The sequence below is a fragment of the uncultured Porphyromonas sp. genome (assembly GCF_900541275.1).
GTDB lineage: Bacteria > Bacteroidota > Bacteroidia > Bacteroidales > Porphyromonadaceae > Porphyromonas_A.
The window spans coordinates 1-18,143 of sequence record NZ_UQJH01000006.1 but is presented as its reverse complement, the minus strand read 5'-3'; the positions used below and the strand labels follow the sequence as shown (position 1 = coordinate 18,143).

Here is an 18,143-nt window from a genome sequence, read left to right as displayed (position 1 = left end):
GTGAGTGAGGAGCGGATACGCTCGCTGAGGTATGGTGATCGGCCCGCCCTCTGGGTGCTGGTCGCCTGTCTCGTCGGCTGGATCCTTGCCTACCATCATCTCTTGCTCTATGGGGGAGTAGCGCTGGGACTGCTCGCAGTCGCCGCTTTTCTCCTCTCTCGGAGGCGAGGGTGGAGGCTGGATCGCTTCTTCCTCCTTCTGCCACTCCTCGTGATTGCCTACGGCATCTATGCCGATCAGCGGTTCCGCTCGCTGGGATCAATGCCCCGCTCAGTTACGCTCCAGGATGCCTCGGTGAGAGTCAATTATCCCGTCGCCTCCTCGGCTGAGAGCGCCATCCGGTACGATGCAGCTCTGCTGACGAGCGATGGAGGGGAGATCCCTATCCTCCTCACCCTGCCGGGAGAGTCGGCGGAGCTCTATGGGATGATGCTGCGGGGCGACCTCGACCTGGTGGCACTACTTGGCGACACACTTCCCGGCTCCTACGGACGTTACCTCCTCGGAGAGGGGTATGTGTCGCAGGCGTACGGGCAGAGCTTAGAGACCGCCGGGCGGGCCCGGACCATCCGCTGTCGGCTGATGGAGGGACGGCATCACCTGATCAGCCGCTTCGACATGGCTGTCGGTGATCGTCTGACGGCAGCGGATAAGGGACTGGTCTATGCGCTCTGTCTCGGCGAGCGACTTCACCTACCTCGGTCGGTGAAGTCCGACTTTACCGCCTCCGGCGTGGCACACGTGCTGGCGGTGAGCGGGTATCACCTCGGGATCGTCTTCGGTCTGCTGAGCGGACTCTTGGGGCTGCTCCTTCCCGCCTACCGTCACAGGAGGCTGCGCTACCTGCTGATCTTCCTTGGACTGCTCCTCTACACACTGCTGACAGGTGCCTCGACCGCCACGATGCGCGCCTTCGTGATGAGTGGCATCTACCTCCTCGCCAAGCTCCTCGGGCGACGAGCCGATCCGGTGCAGGTGCTGTCGCTGACGCTCCTCTTCTTCCTCTTCCTCAACCCTCTTTCGATCCTAAGCGTCGGTCTGCTCCTCAGCGTCAGCGCCGTCTGGGGGCTGATGAGCTTCATGCCCATCCTACTCCGGCTGGTCAGCCCCTCACTCAGCTCGCTCCGCTTCGTCTGGAGCAGCCTCGCAGCCTGCATCTCGGCTCAGATAGGCGTGCTACCCTTTCTCTTCCTCTTCTTCGGTAGGGCAGCGGGGAGTATGCTCTGGAGCGCTATCCCGGTCGTGGCGCTGAGCGGTCTGCTCATCCCGGTGGGACTGGTGACGCTTGCCCTCCCCTCGCTACCGGGTCTCCCCTGGCTGCTAAGCCTCCTCTCCGAAGCGATGCGGGCGGTGACGGAGACCTTCGGCACGCCGGCGCTGAGCCTCACGGTGACGATGCAGTACGACCTTGTCCTCGTCGTCCTCTACTACGCCATCGTCCTCACTGCCCGTGAGCTCTTCGTCCGGCTCTACAACCGCCGGACACCCTACGACTTTTTATAAGGAAAAACGGATACCATCATATGACTGACTCTTCATCCCTCTGCTATCTTCTGAAAGAGAGCGAGCAGGAGCGCATTGTCCATGCAGCGGCCCGTCTGGCTCGGCGACTTCATGCCGGGCAAGTCGATAAGGCAGGCGTTGATTACTTTTCCGGTCACCTCACGACTGTTGCCTCTATGGGTGCTACTTGGGAGGAGAGAGTGGTGGGCTACCTCCATGATGCTGCAGAGGATACGCCTCACACGGTGGACGAAGTGCTACACATGCTCGCTGAGGAGGTTGGCACCCCTCTGCCTGAGGAGTGCGTGGCTCGGCTTGCGGATGCTCTCCGTCTGCTCGATCACCACGCCTCGCCGGACCGTGAGAGCTACATCACGGCTGTGGGCACCTGTCCACTCGCCACCCGGGTCAAGCTACACGACCTGACCCACAATATGGATCTCTCCCGTCTCTCAAGTCCCACTCGGCAAGACCTCGACAGACTGGAGCGCTATCGTAGGGAGTACGACTACCTCAGCAGTCTCTACTAAGAGACTTTCATGGCGGACGGGGAGACAAGGTATCGTCGTGTCCCATAGGTTTGTGTCGGCATTTGTCCGAGCATTTTTTTCTTGATGCTCGGTCTGTCTCAGCTCGACTTGGTGTGGGGGTAAAGTGCTATCTTTGCTATATACCACTATAGACGATGAAAGGAATAGTACTTGCCGGCGGGAGCGGCACCCGTCTCTACCCGATCACGAGAGGGGTCTCCAAGCAGCTGCTGCCGGTCTACGATAAGCCGATGATCTACTACCCGATCTCCACCCTCATGCTGGCGGGGATCCGGGAGATCCTTATCATCACCACACCGGAGGATCGCGCCTCCTACGAGCGGCTTCTCGGGGACGGGAGGTCGATCGGTGTGCGCTTCTCCTACGCTGTGCAGCCGGCACCGGAGGGGCTGGCTCAGGCTTTCCTCATAGGGCGCGACTTCATCGGAGAGGAGGATGTCTGCCTCGTGCTGGGAGATAATATCTTCCACGGTGCCACCTTCACCGGTCTGCTGGAGTCGGCTGTCCGGACGGTCGAGAGGGAGCGTCAAGCGGTGGTCTTCGGCTACCGGGTGAGCGACCCGGAGCGATACGGGGTGGTGGACTTCGACAGCGAGGGGCGAGTGCTCTCCATTGAGGAAAAGCCCAAGGTGCCGCGGTCTCACTTTGCCGTGGTGGGGCTCTACTTTTATCCCAATGACGTCATCCGGGTGGCGGAGGGTGTGAAGCCCTCGGCCCGCGGGGAGCTGGAGATCACGAGCGTCAACCAGCACTACCTCGCTGAGGGGCGTCTCCGTGTGGAGCGCTTCCCGAGGGGCTTCGCCTGGCTCGACACCGGCACCCACAGGTCACTGAGTGAGGCGGGTGCTTACATCGAGGCGATCGAGAAGCGTCAGGGGCTGAAGGTGGCGTGCCTCGAGGAGATCGCCTACAGCCGTGGATACATCACGGGGGAGGAGCTGCGCCGGATCGCTGAGCCGATGCAACAGAACGAATATGGTCAGTACTTAATCTCTCTATTAGAAGAAGAATCGTGAATACCCCTAATGCTCATATCCTCGTCACCGGCGGGGCGGGCTTCATCGGCAGTGCGCTGCTTCGCCGTATGGTGGAGCGCTACCCGGAGAGCCATTTCTACAACTTTGACGCGCTCACCTATGCCGGCAATCTGGAGAACCTTGCTTCGGTAGAGGCGCACCCCAATTACCACTTCATCCAGGGCGACATCGCTGACTACGACTTCGTCCTCCGGATAATGCAGGAGTACCGGATCGATGGGATCATCAACTTTGCCGCCGAGAGCCATGTCGACCGGAGCATCAAGGATCCCTTCGCTTTCGTGCGGAGCAATGTACGCGGCTGTGTCTCACTCCTGCAGGCAGCCTGCAAGGTGTGGCGGCAGGAGGGCGGCTTCGACGGCAAGCGCTTCTACCAGATCAGCACGGACGAGGTGTACGGGTCGCTCGGGCCGGAGGATCCCCCCTTCTCCGAGACCACCCGGTACGACCCTCACTCGCCCTACGCCGCCTCCAAGGCATCGTGTGACCACTTTGTCCGCGCCTTCCACGACACCTACGGGCTGCCCACGCTGATCTCCAATTGCTCCAATAACTACGGACCCTACCAGCACCCCGAGAAGCTTATCCCACTCTTCATCAATAATATCCGTGAGGAGCGTGAGCTGCCGGTCTACGGCGACGGCCGTCAGGTGCGCGACTGGCTCTATGTCGATGACCACGCTGCGGCGATCGACCTGATCTACCACCGGGGCAGGGTGGGTGAGACGTACAATATAGGTGGTCACTGCGAGCGGGAGAATATCGAGGTGATCCACACCCTTATCCGTCTCGTGGACGAGGCGCTTGGGCGCCCTCAGGGGAGCTCTGAGCGCCTGATCCGCCACGTGGGCGACCGCCCGGGGCATGACGTGCGCTACGCCATCGATGCCTCCAAGATCGAGCGCGAGCTGGGCTGGCGACCGGAGCATACCTTTGAGGAGGGACTTCGGAAGACGGTCGACTGGTACCTGTCTAACGAGCAGTGGCTCGCCCACGTCACCTCAGGCGCATATCGCTCCTACTACCAAGATATGTACTCGCACCGCTGAGATTCGTCAGATTTTGTAGGGAAAATGGTATCTGATACCACTTACCCTGCAAAAAATGACCAGAAAAGGACTGACTTATGGATGAGAAGGTGAGGGTGACAGAGACAGAGATCGAGGGCGTGCTGATCCTCGAGCCGCGAGTCTACACGGATGAGCGGGGGTACTTCATGGAGAGCTACTCCCGCGAGAGGTACGAGGCGATCTGCGGGACCACCTTTGTCCAGGACAATGAGTCAAGGTCGTCCTATGGGGTAGTGCGGGGACTCCACTACCAGCGCGATCCCCATGCTCAGGCGAAGCTGGTCCGCGTCATCGTGGGGCGTGTGTGGGACGTGGCGGTAGACCTTCGCCCCGACTCTCCGACCTATGGGAAGCATATCGCCGTCGAACTGACGGAGGACAACCATCGACAATTCTTCATCCCACGGGGCTTTGCGCACGGCTTCTGCGTGCTGAGCGACGTAGCGGTCTTCCAGTACAAGGTGGATAACTACTACCACCCCGAGAGCGAGGGAGCGGTGGCGTGGGACGATCCGACGCTCGCCATACCGTGGCCCATCCGCCCCGAGGAGATGATCCTGTCGGAGAAGGACCTCCACAATCCTCGCCTCTCCGGTCAGGATCTCGGCACCCGGATCCCCCTCTTCCCGCTCTAAGAAATAGGAAGACCGCACCACAGGCAAGCCTATGGTGCGGTCTTCTGCTTTATGTAAGGAGATTACTTCTTCGGGGCAACGATCTCCACCTCTACTGAGGCCGAGGCGTTTGATCCCTTGAGAGTGGCGGTCAGCTTGCAGCTGCCGGTCTCACCGCTCGGGAGATTAAAGTTCCCCATGACAGCATTGTACTCCACTAATTTGCTATTGGAGGAGCTCCAGTCAAATTCGTATGCCGTGTCGCCCTCAAGTACCTGACCGTCCTTATCCAGCACCACCGGTGTGAGGGTGAAGTCAGTGGTGTAGGTGCTGAAGGTGAGCTTCGCCGTCACCTCCTCATCCACACCGTCCACCTCATGCATGATGGCGACGCGAGCACCTGCAGGGAGCGTCACGGTCTCCTGCACAGCTTTCTTAACGATCACCTTGCACTCGACCGGCTTGGCGCCCTTGGCTGAGATGGTGACGGTGCAGTCCCCCTCGTTTATACCCTCGACGGAGCCGTCGTTATTGACGAGCGCAATGGTGATCTCACCCTTCCCCTCGATGTACTTCTTGCCGCCCTTGAAGGAGAAGGAGACTGTCTCTCCCTCTGCCGGAGCCGGGGTGAGGGTAGGCTTGATGGTGATCTTCTTCCCCACCTCGACGGTGTACTCCTGTTGATCCGTTGTGATGGTGTAGGTGTACTCCCCGGGATTGGGCTCGGGATTGGGAGTGGGGTTGGGCGTGGGATTGGGAGTGGGCTCCGGTGTGGGAGTGGGCTCCGGTGTCTTCCCGCCCTCATCGATCACCTCGAGGGTACAGGTGGCGGACTTGCCACTGGAGAGACGGGCGGTAATGATCGCCTTGCCTGCCTTGACCCCCTTCACCTCACCGCTGCTCCTGTCGACCTGAGCCACCTCGGGGTCGGATGAGCTCCAGGTGAGCTTGATCCCCTTGGCGTCCTTCGGGGTGATGGTGGCGGTGAGCTTGAGTGTCTCGCCCACCTTGAGCTTGGCGGTGCTGGGGTTGATGGTCACGGTGGCGCTCTCCGGCGTCGGCTCGGACCCCTCGCCGGGCCTTTTGCAGCCGGGTAAGGTCAGGAGGAGCAGAGTGACGGAGAGGAGGAGGGCTCTGAGTTTGATTTTCTTCATGGTGTACATTATTCTTGATTGTTTTGGTTAGCAAAAAAGTACGGCTGATACCTTTACGGCCGTATGTCATTCCTTAGGAGCCTCCACGACCAGCGTGCAGACATCCTCTGCGCCATTGGCGAGGGAGGCGGTGATGGTGACGGTGCCGGGTTTGAGGCCGGTGATCCAGGCGGCACTGATGCCGGTGCGTGGCTTGGTAGGGGTCCCCTTCACCTCCGCGATTGATGGGTCGGAGCTGGTCCATGTGACGGCGGTCTCCTTGGCATTACGCGGAGAGACCTTGGCACGGATGAAGAATTCCTTCTGCCCGACGGTCATCCGGTAGCTATGCCCATCGACGAAGGTGACATTGGGGTTGTAGAGCTTCTTCGGAGGGATGGTGAGGAGTGTAGCCGCCTGCTTCTCGAAGTCTGTGGTCGAGTTATTCGTGTCCTGGAAGCGCTCGCCATTATACTTCCGCTGCAGGGAGTAGCCCCGCCAGCTTCCCTGCTGTGCATCGCTCTCCCTTCCCTCCCGGACGCTATTGTACCCGGCATCGATCTCCTTGGAGACTCGGGTGCGCTTATAGTTTTTCTGGGGGCAGATCGAGACCGCATCGATGACCCACTCATTGGGGAGCTTGACGCAGTGGGCATCGCCCTTGACGTGCGCCTTGTGGTGGGGTGTCTCGAGGCTGTGGAAGGAGTTTTCGTGTCCTGTCTCGTAGTCCCACCAGTACTTCTCTTGATCAAGATCTGTCGGGGGGACTCCCAGCTTGACGAGGAGGAGGGTCCGGTTTTCCGGGACATCAAATTGTCCCTCGCACTCCGGATTATTGTACTGAAAGCCCGCAAAGACGGGGATCAGGTTAGGCACCGTGTTGGTGTCCTCGAGGTAGTAGAAGTAATTGTTCCGCATCTGTGATGGGGTGAGCCACTCGAAGTCGGCACCTGACAGGTCGCACGCCTTCTTATTCTCCGTCGAGGTACCACCGATGAAGAAGCTCTCGCTGACGAAGGTGTACTTCTTCATCATCTCCTCTCGACTCAGTGTGTGATTGACCGCCACCGCTGTGAGTACTTTCTCCTCTCCCGGATTGATGGGATAGTCGTGTCCGCTCCCGGGGAACATCATAATGTTATCCACCGGGCAGTGAGTTTCGGTAAATTCCTCGTCCCCCTTGAGGTCGATCGCCAGATCCATCTGGAATGCCGTCCTCGCTATGCAGAGACTGTCGAGGTAGATCACCTTGGAGGTGGGATTGTAGATGATGATGTACTTGTCGTAGTCGTAGGATGCCGGTCCCACAAAGCCGCTGCCCCACTTTACATCGGGGGTGTAGGTGCCGGAGCTGAATACCTCCTTGATCATCAAGTGGTCGTCGCTGACCCGCTTCTCTTCCTCCTCCGGTCGAGTGAGTCCGAGGCAGCTACTGAGGAGTAGCACTAGTAGCGGAAGGAGGTAGGAGGGATGTATCTTCGTTTTCATGTCGATAGGATTGTGTAATCAGAGAAACCATGACCCGTAGCCGTTGCCACCGGTACCGGTCACACCGTGAGTCTTGAGGTTGGAGACCGCCTCATACGCCTCTTGAGGCTTCAGCCCGATCTCCCGTCCCAGCTGGAAGTAGTAGGGCTCATTGGGATCCGGGTCCGTAGGGTCGCTGTCAAAGACGGTGGCATACTGCTTCATCGGGATATTGATCCGGATGATCTCCTGCCAGCCCGACTCGGGTCGCAGATCGTCGAAGTCAGCGCAGACAAAGTCATTGTGAGGGGCCTTGCCATTGCGTGCATGCTCCGCATCCTTATCCGCGGGGATGACCCTTTTCTTGCCTTTCTCGCACTTCATCACCTGTACGGCGAGGTAAAACTGGGGCTGGAGGTAGCTTCCCCGCTCATACTTTACTCCACCGCCCATATGTGGCTTCGTTCGTGCCAGAGGCCACTGGCGGTAGTCGGCACCCTCGTCCTGGAAGTCAAATTCGAGGTGCCCCTTCAGCCCTACATAGTCCTGGTCCTGGGGCAGCGAGGCGAGGTAGTACTGGCTCCGGATCAGTGGTGGCAGGAGGCGGATGTTGTAGAGCGTCCGCACGCCATCCGCCATGTCGTTCTGTGTCCAGGTGTCACGATAGGTGTAGGTGAAGATGTAGGGTCGCGTCAGAGCCCTTCGCTCCTCCAGGCTCTTTGCACCGGCAAAGAGGGCGGCCGGGACAGGCTTCTCCTCTCTGAAGGCACGCTCATCCAGCGCCATCGGTCGGTCGATCATGGTCATCGCCTCGGGTGAGAGACCATTGCGGAAGCGCACGTCCATCACGTCGTAGGGCTGACCCTTGTCGTCTCGGTCGCTGACGGAGAAGAAGAGCTGATACTCCTCTGAGGCGTCGTAGATCTTGTCGTTGATCGGGTTCCCCTTCTTGTCATAGAAGTAGAGGCAGAGTCCCCAGAGCTTCTTCGTCCCACCGATGATGCGGAAGTACTCAGGTCCCACGGTGTCAAGAGCCTGCCCCCTCTCCTTCGCTGCCTCCAGCTCCAGGAAGGTGGCTGTAGACTCTCGATCCATCTCCACGCGGATGCCATCGGGTGTATTGTGGATGACGCAGAATTGCTCCTGCTTCCAGGGCGCATTGGGGTAGACGTAGTTGCCGTGGAGCTTGCCCTGACCATGGTCGTGCCCCTCCTTGATCATCACGAGGCAGGTGGCCCAGTCGGCGAAGGCTCCGTCGGGGTCGGGATTTGGGAGTGTCCCCTCCACCACGGGTCCGTGATCCTCCTCGGTGGCGAGGTGCTTGTCGAGGAAGTAGAGGTCTGCCTTGGTCGTGGGGGTCTTCTTATTGATCAGTGGGTTGCGTTCCTCCGGGACGGAGACGTCAAAGAGCATAAACTTGCGGCACCCGCTGCAGAGTAAGAGCAGCGCGGTAAGCATCAGGAGTATGGGAGTCTTGATGGTCTGCATGGCTGTGTGATCTTAGAATAATACACTCGGACGGCGACGATAGTAGCTATTGTCCTCTCCGTAAAACATATCCCTCAGCTCCGTCTCCGAGGCATCGGGGAAGTACCGCCTGACATCGCTCACCAGTCGCTCCACCGGTCCGTCAGCATCAGCGATCACCCGCACGGAGATCGGGTAGCACATGTCAAAGCTATTCCACGAGCGAGAGAGCTCGTAGGACTTGTAGGTGGTCACGCCGTCAAAGGGTGGAGCCTGGTTACCTCCGTTGGTCATGTATTTCCCAAAGAGGAATCGGGTGCTCTCCCCATTGCTCGGCTGTGTCAGGATGTGGGCGATGGAGACCTTGAGCTGGAAAAGAATGTCCGACTGCTTAAAGTTGAGTATCCCCTTCATCCCCATCGGCTCCAGTGGGTACAGCCCGCCGTCACCCTCCTCGTAGATCCCACGGCGGAAGCGGAGGAGGTTGACGATGTGTCCCGTCCGGATCCGTCCGAGGTCGTCCTGATCCTCAAGGACTGTCCCGAGAGACTCCTCCACAGGGTCGGTGTCGCGGTACTCGTAGTCGAAGATCTCCGGCGTGAGCTTATTGAGTGCATAGGAGTCAAGCGTCTTGTAGAGCCGGTAGTCCCTCCCTTGGTACCGGTAGGTCTCCTCCACACTCTTGGTAGAGGTGCGGCGCTCCGACTCGAGGGCCAGTGCGTAGTCGTACCGTAGACCATTGGGCTTATGACCCTCAGTGGGGACAAAGACATTTGCCTGCGACATACGGGTCGCCGGGAGTAGTCCCCCGTCGGCATCGGTCTCAAAGGTGTAGCGATCGATGTAGAGGCTGTCCGGCGTCATGGGGAAGGCGATCGGCAGTCCGGAGAGGGAGTAATTGTCGATGGTGAAGAAGTGCTGGTGCACGAGGATGGTCGAGTTGGGGTCATCGTAGCCGACGTCCCTCGGTGTCTTACCCTCCATAGCGTGCCAGCGAGTGAATTGGTGGTTGATCAGCTGACCATTCATGTCGTAGTACTTCAGCTCGAGCGCATAGCAGTACCTACTGCTCTTCACCACGTCGAAGTGCTCTCTCGGTGAGACGATCGTCATATTCCCGTCCTCATCCTTGGAGATCTTGATCTCTTGGTAGAGCGGCACCGGCGTGGGCTTTTGGTCATCGAGGTCATAGGCGGTGAAGTAGTAAGGCTCATCGCTCACCTCGCCCGCCGGATCAGCGTGCCGCACCGCCAGTCTCAGGATGGCCTGCACGGTGTAGATCTGCTCGTGTCCTACCACCACGGTCTCGATGAAGGGGGCGGGCGCTTTCACTATCTTCTGCATCGTATCCTTGCAGCCCGTGAGAGCCAGTAGGAGGATAGCGATGGCGGGTAATATCTGTCTCGTCATATTCATTTTGCTTTAAAACTCTACTACGGTGCGGATCGTATACTTGGCTCCCATCGCATGAGCAAAGAAGCGGAAGCGATCGGTGTACTCCTTGTACAGCGCATTCAGCATATTGTCAGCCACCAGCATCAGCTTAACGCTTCGTCCGCCGGGGAGATCATACTTCAGCTCTGCATTGGCATTGAGGAGGAAGTAGGGGTCCGGGGAGTCTGGTGCCAGGTCTTTCTCCGGATCAAAGCGCACCTGCTTTGTCACATACTTACCGTCCAGCGTCACATCGGCGTGCCACCTCCGCTCCTTCCCGAAGTCGATCCGGTAATTGGCACCCAGACCATAGCGATCCGAGGGCATAAAGGGTAACCAGCAATTCTGCGTGAGGTTGCGGGCGTTGATCCACTCACCGGTCATCTCTATCGAGAGACCGCTCAGCGGCTCCACCCTGACGAGGAGGTCCCCACCAAAGAGTCGGGCATTGTCCTGACCATAGATAAATTGCGGGTACTTCCCGCTCGGGTGATTGTGGAAGCGTCTCGCCCCCTGCCCGATATTGTCGTAGATGTAGTTGTGTACGTACTGGAAGAATGCACTCGGCTCGATCAGCAGCCACTCATTGCGGTAGCCCATCCCGAGGACCGGCTTCACGCCCACCTCCGGGAGGAGGTCCTTATTTCCCACCACCCAGTAGGTGCCGTGATGGAGACCGGTGGCGTAGAGCTCGTTGATGTCCGGCGGTCTCCAGGCAAGACCGACATTGAGCCGGACGTCATAGTTGTCGTTCAGTCTGTAGTGTGCTGCCAGACTGCCCGTGATGGCGGCGTAGACCTTAAAGTCCCTGTAGTACTTAAAGGAAGCGAGACTCGTGTAGCCATGCACGTCCATGGCCTTGTAGTCGTACCGCAGACCTCCCGAGAGGTCGAGGTTGCCGAGCTTCATCTTGTGGATCACGAAGCCACCGAGGGTCAGTGCGGCAAAGTTGGGGATAAAGGCGGGCTGCTTCGTCCCGGGGACATTGTAGTTGTACTGATAGCTGGAGCAGAGACCCGCCTGAGTAGACATGCCGAGCACCTTCCAGTCGCCTTCCCACGCCAGGTCAGAGGTCATGGTGGTGAGGAGGAGGTCCTGCATCGGCAGCCAGCTGAGGTCATCCCGCTTACGGTTCTCAAATTCCTGCCTCAGGTTATCCTGATACGATACCTTCAGCTCCAGATTGTGTCCCTCCGCCACGCGGTAGTCCACCTCGCCCTTGAGGGTAAAGTGCTGTGTCTGCTGGAAGGGCGGCTTGATCTCGTAAGAGAAAGGCTTGATCATACTCTCATCCGGGCGCCCGATCTCGAAGCGTGTCATCAGCTGCTCAAGGTCGGAGACGGAGCTGAAGAAGTAGATCCCGCTGCGAGACGTATAGAGGCTCGAGAAGAGCGTAGCAGTGATAGGCCCATGCTCGTAACCGGCGTAGGCGGAGAAACCGATGTTGTTAAATCCCGTGTTATTGAGCAGATACTCGGCCGTCCCATAGTCGCCCGACTTATTGTACATCGCATGGAGACGCATCCCCCAGTCGCGGTAGCCGACCTCCACCGATCCCGCACCATCGAAGGCTCGCCCATTGGTGGCATATCCGAGGTTGATCTTGCTCCGTGCGTAGAGTCGCTTGTGTCCATAGGGTAGGGTCGCTTGATTGAAGAGCACGACGCCACCGAGAGCACCCTGGCCGTAGCGGACGCTCTCCGCCCCCTTGATCACCTCGATGATCGAGGCTCCGGTATGGTCGATCTCCGGAGCGTGGTCCTCACCCCAGCTCTGGCTCTCGAGGCGGACACCGTTGTTGACCAGCACGATGCGGCTGCTGTGCATCCCTTGGATCACCGGCTTGGAGATGCTGCTCCCGGCACTGATGGAGCTGACTCCGGGGACAGACTCAAGGAGCTTGGCAAGGTTGAGCGACGTCCCCTTCTCGAGTGTCGCCGCCTCCACAGCCACTGCCTGCTGGAGATTGGTCGTGTGCTTGAGCTGACCCTCGACGACTAATTCGTCAAATAGGGTCGCATCCTCCTCCAGTCGAATCGTCAGTCGACCCTCCTTGCCCAGTGTGATCGTTTTCTCATAAGGTCTGAAGCCGAGAAACGAGGCAGAGATCTTCGCTCTCTGTGTCCCGGGAGCAAAGACGAGCGTGCATCGCCCCTGAGGATCGGTTACCTGGGTGCGACGAGCAGAGGGCGACTTGACGATGGCTCCGACGACGGGCTCTCCGCTGTCCGCCTCCACGATGGTGATGACGAGCAAGAGATCCTTGGGGGTCGTCTCTGCCGCCCTCGCCTCCGGTGTCAGGAGCGACAGCGTCAGGAGCAGCGGGACAAGGATCCTGCAGATGCTGTGTAGTGGTGACTTGTGCATGGGGGTATATCCTTACGAGTGGTGATTGCCGTTAGAGGCAATGCGGTTTTATGACTTTTTATACCAAAGTGATTTATTTTTCACTGCTGCAAAGGTAGGAGCTAATTGGGCGCTGCTCCATCCTTACTTATTGGTATTTCCCATCCTGCTCTATACTCATAAAGGATGACTACAAGCCCATAATAGATGCGCATGACGACTCTGCCGCACTGCGGGTCGGCCTGGTGCGGTGATGACCCCATAGTGCCGATGGCGGTCTAAGCGCTTGCAGATGTGTCCCATCCCTATGGGACTGGAGTCTCTCCCACAAGAGAGTGCAGGGGGCAGGGGTGACGCATTTGAGAGCTACTGAAGCCCTCGACTTATTATGAGGAATAAAGAACGAGGCACCCCTGCCGGGGTGCGGCGCAGTTCGTCCGACCCGTTCGACTCGTCCGATAAGAGGGCACCGCTCTTATGCGTCACCCCTGGCCTCCCGGAGCTTTCCCCGCTCCCTCGGGCGCTATTTTGGTACCTTTGCTGGGAGAGACAGAAGAGAGAGACAAGATGGACTTTGAACTCATATCAAGCTACAAGCCGACCGGTGACCAGCCTCGGGCGATCGCTGACCTGGTCCACGGCGTAGAGCGGGGGCAGCGCTTCCAGACGCTGCTCGGCGTCACCGGCTCCGGTAAGACCTTCACGGCGGCCAATGTGGTGGCCGAGGTGCAGCGGCCGACGCTGGTGCTGTCGCACAATAAGACACTGGCGGCGCAGCTCTACGGAGAGTTTAAGAGCTTCTTCCCCCACAACGCTGTCGAGTACTTCGTCTCCTACTACGACTTCTACCAGCCGGAGGCCTATCTCCCCACCAACGATCTCTACATCGCCAAGGACATGTCGATCAATGACGAGATCGAGAAGCTCCGACTCCGCACCACCACCCAGCTGCTCTCCGGTCGGCGCGACATCATCGTCGTCGCCTCCGTCTCCTGCATCTACGGTATGGCCAATCCTAAGGACTACGCCGCCAAGAAGATCCTCATCCGCAGTGGTCAGCAGATCGAGCGGGACGATCTGCTCCATCAGCTGGTGCAGATCTACTACACGACCGCTCAGGGGGAGTTTAAGCCCGGCACCTTTCGCTCCAAGGGCGACACTGTCGACCTCTTCCCCGCCGTGGAGGACTACCAGGGGATCGCCTACAGGATCGAGTTTTGGGGCGACGAGATCGACCGGATCTCCTCCTTTGTCCCCCTCACCGGTGAGGAGATCGAGGAGCTGGACGAGGTTTTTGTCTACCCGTCCAATCTCTTTGTCACCACCAAGGAGCAGACCGACTGGGCAATGGCGGAGATCAAGAAAGATCTCGACAAGCAGACGAGCCTCTTCGAGCAGGAGGGGAAAAAGATGGAGGCTGACCGACTCTACGAGCGGGTCACCAACGACCTCGCCATGCTGGAGGAGCTCGGCTACTGCTCCGGCATCGAGAATTACTCCCGCTACTTCGATGGGCGCAAGCCGGGCGAGCGTCCCTACTGCCTCCTCGACTACTTCCCCGAGGACTACCTGATGATCATCGACGAGAGCCACGTCACGATCCCCCAGGTGCGGGGGATGTATGGTGGCGACCGGCAGCGGAAGGAAAACCTCGTCTCCTACGGCTTCCGCCTCCCGGCGGCGATCGACAATCGCCCGCTCCGCTTCGACGAGTTTGAGCAGATGCAGGGCGATGTGATCTATGTCTCCGCCACGCCGGGCGACTATGAGCTGGAGAAGAGCGGCGGCATCATCGTCGAGCAGCTGATCCGCCCGACGGGACTCCTCGACCCGAGGATAGAGGTTCGCCCGACTGAGAATCAGATCGATGACCTCGTCGAAGAGATCAATACCCGCATTGAGCGGAATGAGAGGGTGCTCGTCACCACGCTGACGAAACGGCTGGCGGAGGAGCTGGCGGAGCACCTCGCCGACCTCGGGATCAAGACGGAGTACCTCCACAGCGAGGTGGTGACGATCCGCCGTGTGGAGATTATGGAGGGGCTTCGGCGGGGAGACTTTGACGTGCTGGTCGGGGTCAACCTCCTCCGTGAGGGACTCGACCTGCCGGAGGTGTCGCTCGTCGCGATCTTTGACGCCGACAAGGAGGGCTTCCTCCGCAACCACCGCTCCCTCACCCAGACCGCCGGTCGTGCCGCACGTAATGTCAATGGTCTAGTCATTTTTTACGCCGACAAGATCACCGACAGCATGCGGATGACGATGGACGAGACTGAGCGGAGGCGAAAGATCCAGATGGCGTACAATGAGGAGCACGGCATCACGCCCCATCAGGCGATCAAGTCCTCCACCAGCTCGATCCTCGACATGACCGGACCGAGCAAGACCTCCGATGCTGCCACCCCGCGGGAATATCGCATCGAGCACGCCAAGGAGTCAGCGGCGGAGAAGAGCCTCGACTTCCTCAAGACGGATAACCTCGCTGACAAGATCGAGAAGACCCGCGAGGCGATGCAGGCAGCCGCCAAGGCGCTCGACTTCGTCGCCGCAGCCCAGCTGAGAGACATCCTCTTCGAGCTACAGGCGGAGGAGGGCGGCTCAGAGGTGGCGACGGAGCTGGAGAAGAGTGCCGCCAAGCGCATCGCCGCGCGCGACCACGAGCGGTCGGCGCACGAGGCGAATAAACTGGGGAAGAAAAGGCGCTGACCCATGACCGATAGCTCCTGGATGACGCCCGGACAGCGGGAGGCGATGGAGCGCTTCCGCTCCTTCATCAGCAGCGATGACGAGACCGTCTTCGTCCTCCGGGGCTACGCCGGCACCGGCAAGACCACCCTCCTCCGCTCCTTTGTCGACTACATCAGCGACCTCGGCGCACTCTATGTGCTTGCCGCCAGCACCGGCCGTGCGGCCAAGATGCTCACCCTCCGCACCGGCATGGAGGCGCAGACGCTCCACTCGCTCATCTACCACTTCCACCGCTTCGGCGACAGCATCAAGGACCTCCTCGAGGATGAGAAGGAGGAGCACCGACATCCATTGTCGGACGAGGAACCGGCGGAGGAGATGCTCTCCCTCTTCAGCGCCTCCACCATCTCCGATGATGAACGGCAGTGGGGGCTGCGGGTCTACTTTATCGACGAGGCATCGATGATCTCCGATCGGGAGACGAAGGGCGGGATGCTCAGCTTCGGCAGCGGCAACGTCCTCGCAGACCTCTTTAGGTACGACCCCGAGGGGAAGTTCGTCTTCGTCGGTGACGACAGCCAGCTCCCACCTGTGGGGCAGGACTACTCCCCCGCCCTCGTGCCGGAGTATATGGAGATGCTCTACGATGTCCGCGCCACAGGCTGCCAGCTCACGGAGATCGTCCGGCAGGATAGCCGGAGCGGCATCGTCCTCGCCGCTGCCGAGATCCGCGCCCTCTACCTCGATCCCCCGGAGGTGAAGTGGGGCACCCTTCCCCTCAAGGGCTACGACGACATTGTGATCTGCAATGACCAGGAGACGCTCGTGAGGGACTACCTCACAGCGATTGGCGACAAGGACTTCGACCGCTGCACCTTCATCTCCCTCTCCAATAAGCGCTGCGCCGAGGTCTCCCGCCGCGCGAGGGAGCTCTACGGCTATATGGCGCCCGTGGAGGTGGACGACCTCCTCCTCGTCACCCAAAACGACCTTACCACTGGCCTTGCCAATGGCGACCTCATCGAGGTACTCGAGGTCTCCCTCTCACGGAAGAGGGTCCGCGGCGGGGTCACCTTCGTCCCCGTCCGGGTGCGGAATATCGACGACAGTGCCGAGTACGAGACCCTGCTGATCCTCGACCTGCTGGAGCAGGACGCCCCGGGACTCTCCTCCGCCGACTACAAGGCGCTCTACAGGGACTTCGCTCTCCGGATGCGGAAGGAGGGGACCAAGCCAGGCTCTCGGGGTTTCCGGAAGTCCCTACGGGAGGATCCCTACCTCAATGCGCTCCACTGCCGCTACGGCTACGCCCTCACCTGCCACAAGGCGCAGGGTGGCGAGTGGCCCGAGGTCTTCATCGACCTGCCGGTCTGGCTGATGAAGGAGCCCAAGAGCGAGGCCTACCGCTGGGTCTACACCGCCCTCACCCGCGCCAGGTCCGTCGCTCACCTCGCCAAGTCCTTCGTCATCAAGTAGCAAAAAAGTCACACGATCTTCATCACGGTTCGGCCTGAAAAGAGTAACTTGCTTGCGTAGTGAAGTAGTCACCCGCTATTTAAGGACTTAAGCAATGTGATCTTATGGAAAGTACCATGTTCAGATCCACACTTCTGGGTCTGCTGACACTCCTTATGGCAGGATGTGTCAATCAGCAAAGTCCCCTGGATCCTCATGGATCTGCCGAGCTGTCTCACGACCGACAACTCATGCATCGTACATGGGAGCAGGTCTATGTACAGTCTGATTTTGGGTTCCTTCCGAGCTTTTCCGACAGGGTGCTTCTCCCTGCAGGTGGTGTGGAGACCTCTCTTTCGGATGAGGCGAATGTGGAGACCCTAAGTGAGCTTGTCGACTTCCTAAACAGCAAGCTTGTGGGTGTCGTGCCGCCGGAGGGCTTCTACTTCCGGGCAATGGCTGACATCACTCTGACGGTCAACCGAGAGAGTGGTCGCATCTCGGTAGATCAGATCGTCCTGCAGAGATATGATCAGATGCCAAAGGATATCCTCTTCCCTTATGCCGCTGCTGAGGCTATACTTCAGACGGATCATCCCGACTTGGATCCAACACAGATCCTATTACGCACGGCTAAGTCCAGGAAGTATGCCATTGAGTGTGAAGGAGGAGTAAAGGACGGCGAGCGAATTGTCGTGGAGAGAACTATCTCCGGAGCCAAAAAGGCTTTTAAATTCATCGATGAGTGCATTGACGGAGGTGGCTGCACGAAGACCTGCAAAGCCAATCTGACACTAGTCCTCTGAGTTGTTTCCTTAGTAAACAACTCTCGCCCCTGTCGATCGTGACGGGGGCGAGAGCTTTTTTTGCGCCAATGCCGGTGGTGACGTATGTGGAAATAGTCAGTCGGTGGTAGGCCTGCATCCGAAGGATGCCTATGGAGTGAGCGTCCCTGCCGGGGAGCTACCCTCCTTACCACAACGATCCACCTCCCGATGGGTAATGGATCCCGTCAGGGATCCCAGTTTCCTATCCACAGGTCGAGCCGCAATAGCGGCGAAGACCTGTGGGCAGAACGACGCTCTGACCACGACCCCTTGCGGGTCGCAGGGAGAGGGGATGGCTGCTCTGCGACACCCTTGCGGGGTCGCGATCGTTTGTGATGCCTGATCCACTGGCCTTCGGGGCTACGCCCCTCCGACCAGTGGCTGGGAAGCGAGCACCCGAAGGGGTGCCCTGCTGACCTCCTTAGGGGACCCCGGTAGGGGTCCATTCTTCTTAGCTGTAAGTTTGTCACATGATCGTTGAGGGGCTTTTGAGCCCCGCTCAAAAGCCCCTCAACGCCACTCAAACAAAGGAGATAAATCTTTTGGGAGCT

The 18,143-nt window shown here is 59.3% G+C and carries 13 protein-coding genes; 8 read left to right on the top strand and 5 right to left on the bottom strand.

What is annotated here, in order from left to right; genetic code table 11:
- From QZR17_RS04510 to rfbC, 5 genes are all read left to right on the top strand, one after another.
- The gene (locus tag QZR17_RS04510; protein ID WP_297128176.1) at positions 1-1,503 is read left to right on the top strand and encodes a ComEC/Rec2 family competence protein; all 1,503 of its coding nucleotides are present in this window, start codon (positions 1-3) and stop codon (positions 1,501-1,503) included.
- A 20-nt stretch (positions 1,504-1,523) separates the two neighbouring features.
- Positions 1,524-2,033 carry a phosphohydrolase gene (locus QZR17_RS04505; protein ID WP_307983352.1) on the top strand — a complete coding sequence of 170 codons (510 nt, stop codon included), beginning with the start codon at positions 1,524-1,526 and terminating at the stop codon, positions 2,031-2,033.
- 155 nt (positions 2,034-2,188) lie between these two features.
- Positions 2,189-3,070, top strand: coding sequence for a glucose-1-phosphate thymidylyltransferase RfbA (gene rfbA, locus QZR17_RS04500; RefSeq protein WP_297128173.1), 882 nt, complete (start codon positions 2,189-2,191; stop codon positions 3,068-3,070).
- A complete protein-coding gene (gene rfbB / locus QZR17_RS04495) occupies positions 3,067-4,140 on the top strand; it encodes a dTDP-glucose 4,6-dehydratase (RefSeq protein WP_297128169.1) in 1,074 nt (357 codons plus the stop codon). Before rfbA ends, rfbB begins: the two co-directional genes overlap by 4 nt.
- Before the next feature lie 89 nt (positions 4,141-4,229).
- Positions 4,230-4,796, top strand: a complete 567-nt coding sequence (rfbC, locus tag QZR17_RS04490) for a dTDP-4-dehydrorhamnose 3,5-epimerase (protein ID WP_297128315.1) — start codon at positions 4,230-4,232, stop codon at positions 4,794-4,796.
- 62 nt (positions 4,797-4,858) lie between these two features.
- Here rfbC and QZR17_RS04485 read toward each other — a convergent pair whose 3' ends face one another.
- The 5 genes from QZR17_RS04485 to QZR17_RS04465 form a co-directional block, all read right to left on the bottom strand.
- Entirely contained in the window at positions 4,859-5,929 is a 1,071-nt protein-coding gene (locus tag QZR17_RS04485) for an Ig-like domain-containing protein (RefSeq protein ID WP_297128166.1), read from the bottom strand.
- A 66-nt stretch (positions 5,930-5,995) separates the two neighbouring features.
- Positions 5,996-7,396, bottom strand: coding sequence for a DUF4876 domain-containing protein (locus QZR17_RS04480; protein ID WP_297128163.1), 1,401 nt, complete (start codon positions 7,394-7,396; stop codon positions 5,996-5,998).
- Between the two features lie 18 nt (positions 7,397-7,414).
- Complete coding sequence (locus tag QZR17_RS04475) at positions 7,415-8,863, bottom strand: hypothetical protein (protein ID WP_297128160.1); 1,449 nt, start codon at positions 8,861-8,863, stop codon at positions 7,415-7,417.
- A gap of 12 nt (positions 8,864-8,875) precedes the next feature.
- Complete coding sequence (locus QZR17_RS04470) at positions 8,876-10,252, bottom strand: hypothetical protein (protein ID WP_297128157.1); 1,377 nt, start codon at positions 10,250-10,252, stop codon at positions 8,876-8,878.
- 12 nt (positions 10,253-10,264) lie between these two features.
- Positions 10,265-12,643, bottom strand: a complete 2,379-nt coding sequence (locus QZR17_RS04465) for a TonB-dependent receptor (protein ID WP_297128154.1) — start codon at positions 12,641-12,643, stop codon at positions 10,265-10,267.
- A gap of 546 nt (positions 12,644-13,189) precedes the next feature.
- Here QZR17_RS04465 and uvrB point away from each other — a divergent pair.
- The 3 genes from uvrB to QZR17_RS04450 all read left to right on the top strand — a co-directional run bounded on the left by uvrB (position 13,190) and on the right by QZR17_RS04450 (position 17,571).
- Positions 13,190-15,328, top strand: coding sequence for an excinuclease ABC subunit UvrB (gene uvrB, locus QZR17_RS04460; protein ID WP_297128150.1), 2,139 nt, complete (start codon positions 13,190-13,192; stop codon positions 15,326-15,328).
- 3 nt (positions 15,329-15,331) lie between these two features.
- On the top strand, positions 15,332-16,786 hold the full coding sequence (locus QZR17_RS04455; RefSeq protein WP_297128147.1) for an AAA family ATPase: 1,455 nt from the start codon (positions 15,332-15,334) through the stop codon (positions 16,784-16,786).
- A 116-nt stretch (positions 16,787-16,902) separates the two neighbouring features.
- Positions 16,903-17,571: a hypothetical protein gene (locus QZR17_RS04450; RefSeq protein ID WP_297128145.1), complete on the top strand. Its 669-nt coding sequence runs from the start codon at positions 16,903-16,905 to the stop codon at positions 17,569-17,571.
- Positions 17,572-18,143: the final 572 nt, after the last annotated feature.